Below are 5,259 nucleotides of genomic sequence, written 5' to 3'. Positions count from 1 at the left end.
CCATCTCCCCTACTCCCCCCCTCCCCCACTCCCCCACTCCCCTACTCCCCCACTCCCCTACTCCCCTACTCCCAACAATAATGAACCTGGCATCGCTTTTTTGATCCAGTCTGTAATTATAATTTGTTCGCGATCGCATGATTCAATTACCTCACCATTTAAGTTACGAAATACTATTTCTTCTGGAATCTCTATTTCTTCCCCAGTAGGTACAATTATTTTCTCCACTTGAGAAACAGCAAAAGCTCGCAAAGAGTGAAACACAACATAATTGCCACTCTCTCCTGCTAAAACCTCAGCTAAACCAACTTCTTGTCGATACTGAATTAACTTATGCTTAGACTTCATCCGAGAAAATATAGAAGTAGTGCGGTTGGCATTAAAAAAAGGCGATCGCGTAGGTCTTGGCCAATTTTTGCGCAAAGAAATGGGGTCAGTTAAAATCTGACTACAAATTTGCTCAACATCTACTGCTACATCAGCATCTTTCCCCAAATGTCGCAAGTCTAAACAGACAGTATGCAGACCTGCTTCCTGTAAGCGATCGAGTTTCTCCAGAATAAACTGGTCTTTATCCAAAAACATAAACGTACCATGCACCGTTTCCAAAGTAGGGAAAGGTCGGTTATTACTATCTTCCGATGATACTGTAGTCTCCAGGCGTACTTTTTCCTTAGACTCAGAGTCTAATAAATGTGGAGATAGTAGGGAACGTGGGGAATAAAACAACAAAATTTGCCCCACTCCCAAAACTTCGCAACCGATAGGAAGAGTTTGGCAATATTCAATAAGTTTTTGTTCTGGCAGTTCAATGGATAGTATTAAACGTTCCAAGGAGTCAGAAAAAATCTCGCACCAACCCCTTAATGCTTCCAAATTGTGATTACCTGTTTCCACAACAAATTGTAGCGCTATAGTTGGATAATGAATTTTCAACCACCAGGCAGCACCTGGATCGCAAACCCGAACTGCCTCAAACTTGCTCAAGTCCCACTGAGTCAGTTGTTCGCAAATTCTATTCATCACCTGTTCTGGCATCAGAATATCCCACACTAACACCGGGCGTAAACCAAATTCTACTGCTGTTGATGCTAAAGACTGTACCTGTTGTTGTGAGAGTTGCCCCTGTTTGGCAAGTAGGGTAGGTTGTAGTAAAATTTCTTGCAAGTTAGGGGCGTTGACGCACCTTTTTAAATCTTTGATGGATGAAACAAATGTATTAAATTGCATCTTTTTTAGGAGATAGAAATGATTAGTTGTTGTTTTCTATATCCTAATTTAATTTGATGAGAAACAGGATATTTTTTGACATCTTAATTTATTTGTCAATTAATCCTTTTATTTCCAGATAATCAATAATTAAATAAGTTGTTGTTTTGTTTGGGTCGTAAAGTTCATCGAATGGTTCTTTAACACCTTTTTGACTTTGATATTTTGCTAATTTTGTTGCAGTTTCTCTACAGTTATTATTAGGAGTTCTGTTTTTTTCTAGTTTACCAATAACTTTTAAAAGCTCTTGAATAATTTGACAGTATTCTTTTCTGGTCTCTATTTCCTTTGTTTGATTGCTAGGAATTTCCTGTGTATACATTGGGTCAAATGTTCTATCCGGAGGAAGGCTTCTAGCATAATCATCTATTTTAGCTATTTTACCAAAAAAGCTTTTATCTATTTTTACAGAATCTGCAAGTTGAGCTTCCAAAGTAATAATTGTTTTGTTTTTGCTATCAATTGTTTTGTTTTTGCTATCAATTGTGTTTTTTAGTTCTTGAATCTCTCCATCTTTTGCCTCCAGTTCAGATTCTTGGTCTAGGTATTTCTTGATTTCAGCCAAATTATTGTTTTCCTCTGTTAAATTCTTTATTTGATTCTTTAAGTTCTGAATTGTATCATTGGGAAAAATAATTTCCGGCCTCCCAAATGCTAATACTGCCGGACATAATCCTTCTATTAAAACTGCAATAAATAAAGGACCGAGAAATTTATCCTTTACTTTAATTTTTTCTGTAATTCCTCCCAAAGCAATTAAACCAGAAATCACAAACAAAAATAGAAATGAGGCAAACAGAGCGATTACCATCACTTTTTGATATTCTGGTTGTTCTTTTTGTTTTCGATCTTCTGGTGGATTATTTTCTTGTGTTTGAGCTATCAAGTAAGTTTTCTTTTGTCCTGAAAATGAAATAGGTAAAGTTGATTGTTGATTTTGATAATTGATGATTTCAACTTGATTATAGTGGTGTTTGTTTCTGAGGTTGTCTTTCTCAATAATTATGGGCGGGCAATCAGAAGTGACCATCAAAAAAGTTGAAATTAATAAATAAATTGATTTCATTTTATTGACGGGAAATTGCTAACTTTTACTTCCATGGTAATTTGTATAACATCTTGATGAGAAGTGGTAAGTAATAATTATTCATAATTACCCAGAAAAAAAATTATATGGCCACTAATATAAAATAGTCAATCTATGAGGTTAGTTAATCAGTTCTATCCATAGATTTAACCTCTGTGCATTTATACCTTTTTGTCTTTTGAAACGATGAAAATATTGACATTAGTTATTTGGAAAAATTTACCTTTTTATAAGTGAATTTAGTCTTCTTAAATCTAAAAGCATTGACTGATATTGGCTTGAGCCTTTTTAGAGTCCCAAAAAGTGCCCTTGTTTGAGCTCTTCATGCTCAAAAAGTTAGCATAAAAGGCAGACAAGAACAGAAAAACTGAGAGACAATTCTTACTCGTACCTCCTTGCTCATTCCCCATTTCTCCTGTCTCCCCCTCCCCTCCTGGGAGGGGTTAGGGGTGGGTTGGGAGGGGGAGGGGCTAGGGGTGGGTTGTCTCCTGTCTTCCCCTCCACCGTCGGGGCCCGCGGGTGGGTTGTCTCCTACAAAGAGCAAAAAGACTTTATGGGCGCAAACCCTAAGTATTCAACCGAACATCATATAAGTCAGAGCGCTCCTTTTCCAAAGGCAGTTTACTAACGCTCTGACTGGCGATCGCTCAATGGAAAGTCAATGGAGGTACTCCAACACCCAGAGAGCTTACCAACTTTGAAAAACTTCTCGTGGCCAAAGGTACTCCGTCATTAATTTATTTGAGCTATCCATAATAACGATCGCCTGTAATTGTGACTTATTATTTCCTTCTTTTATTCCCAAATTCCATACCTGAATCTTGACATTTTCAAAAATAAAATCATTACTTATTTAGCTTTCTAATCATTTTCATCACTTCCTGATAATCCTCTTTTTTTCCTTGCTGTTGATAAAGTTCGGCTGCTTTATTAAAGTCATTTATTGCCTCTGGATATTTTTTGGTAAAATAACGAAGTATACCGCGATTATAATAAGTTTTAGCATCTTTTGGTTCCAGCTTAATTGCTTCTGTATAATCATCTATTGCCTGCGGATAATCCCCTATTTCATAATTAGAAATGCCTCGATTATTATAAGCATCTGCATAATCTGGATTAATCTTAATTGCCTCAGTAAAATCTGCTATCGCCCCATCAAAGTCCTTCATTTCATAAAGACAAATACCTCGATTATTATAGGCATCAGCATCTTTAGGATGAGATTTTATGACTGTAGTAAAATCTGCTATCGCCTCCTGATAATTTCCCATGACAGAGTGAAGACTTCCTCGGTTGTGACAAGCGTTCGGATCGCTTGGATCGATTTTGATCGCAGCAGTAAAATCAGCCAGTGCTTTCTGATAATCTTCTAAATGTGAATAGGCAACACCTCTTTCATTATAACAGGTATAAGTTTGATAGGGATCGATATTAAATGTGAGTGCTTCAGTAAAATCTGCTATCGCCTCCTGATAATTTCCCTGTTGAGACTTGAGCTTACCTCGCTGGTAGTAAATATCGGCTCGATTAAGTCGAAGTGCTTCAGTTAAATTAGCGATGGTTTCTTGAGGATCTTTTTCTTCCGGCAGAATTTGTTTTTGCTTGTAGCGAGTATGACTATCTTTCAAATTAGAAATATCATTTTTTGATGTGAGTGGCAAAGCATCCTTCAAAATTGCTGGTGGAGATGTTTTGGTCTCCGTCTCTGGTGTTTGTGCTAAAGTTTCTTCTACTGATGTTGGTGGAGATGTTTCCAATTTTCTAATCATTTTCATCACTTTCTGATAATCTTCGTTTTTTCCTTGTTGTTGATAAAGTTCGGCTGCTTTATTAAAGTCATTTATTGCCTCTGGATATTTTTTGGTAAAATAACGAAGTATACCGCGATTATAATAAATTTTAGCATCTTTTGGTTCCAGCTTAATTGCTTCTGTATAATCATCTATTGCCTGCGGATAATCCCCTATTTCATAATTAGAAATGCCTCGATTATTATAAGCATCTGCATAATCTGGATTAATCTTAATTGCCTCAGTAAAATCTGCTATCGCCCCATCAAAGTCCTTCATTTCATAAAGACAAATACCTCGATTATTATAGGCATCAGCATCTTTAGGATGAGATTTTATGACTGTAGTAAAATCTGCTATCGCCTCCTGATAATTTCCCATGACAGAGTGAAGACTTCCTCGGTTGTGACAAGCGTTCGGATCGCTTGGATCGATTTTGATCGCAGCAGTAAAATCAGCCAGTGCTTTCTGATAATCTTCTAAATGTGAATAGGCAACACCTCTTTCATTATAACAGGTATAAGTTTGATAGGGATCGATATTAAATGTGAGTGCTTCAGTAAAATCTGCTATCGCCTCCTGATAATTTCCCTGTTGAGACTTTAGCTTACCTAGCTGGTAGTAAATATCGGCTGGATTAAGTCGAAGTGCTTCAGTTAAATTAGCGATGGTTTCTTGAGGATCTTTTTCTTCCGGCAGAATTTGTTTTTGCTTGTAGCGAGCATCACTATCTTTCAAATTAGAAATATCATTTTTTGATGTGAGTGGCAAAGCATCCTTCAAAATTGCTGGTGAAGATGTTTCGGTCTCCGTCTCTGGTGTTTGTGCTAAAGTTTCTTCTACTGATGCTGGTGGAGATGTTTTGGTCTCCGTCTCTGGTGTTTGTGCTAAAGTTTCTTCTACTGATGCTGGTGGAGATGTTTTGGTCTCCGTCTCTGGTGTTTGTGCTAAAGTTTCTTCTACTGATGCTGGTGGAGATGTTTCGTTCTCCGTCTCTGGTGTTTGTGCTAAAGTTTCTTCTACTGATGCTGGTGGAGATGTTTCGTTCTCCGTCTCTGGTGTTTGTGCTAAAGTTTCTTCTACTGATGCTGGTGGAGATGTTTCGTTCTCCGT

At 37.3% G+C, this 5,259-nt stretch carries 3 protein-coding genes; all 3 read right to left on the bottom strand.

The genetic code is table 11. From position 1 onward, the window contains the following. Nucleotides 1–57 precede the first annotated feature (57 nt). The gene (locus F6K15_RS37255; protein WP_293071068.1) at nt 58–1,230 is read right to left on the bottom strand and encodes a U32 family peptidase; all 1,173 of its coding nucleotides are present in this window, start codon (nt 1,228–1,230) and stop codon (nt 58–60) included. A gap of 88 nt (nt 1,231–1,318) precedes the next feature. After that, nucleotides 1,319–2,335, bottom strand: coding sequence for a hypothetical protein (locus F6K15_RS37250; RefSeq protein ID WP_293071067.1), 1,017 nt, complete (start codon nt 2,333–2,335; stop codon nt 1,319–1,321). Between the two features lie 866 nt (nt 2,336–3,201). Beyond that, nucleotides 3,202–5,259, bottom strand: a 2,058-nt coding sequence (locus F6K15_RS37245) for a tetratricopeptide repeat protein (protein WP_293071066.1), incomplete at its 5' end; no start/stop codon positions are given.

Source organism: Okeania sp. SIO2B3 (genome assembly GCF_010672525.1).
Classification (GTDB): domain Bacteria; phylum Cyanobacteriota; class Cyanobacteriia; order Cyanobacteriales; family Microcoleaceae; genus Okeania.
This window is presented reverse-complemented; position numbering and strand designations above follow the sequence as displayed.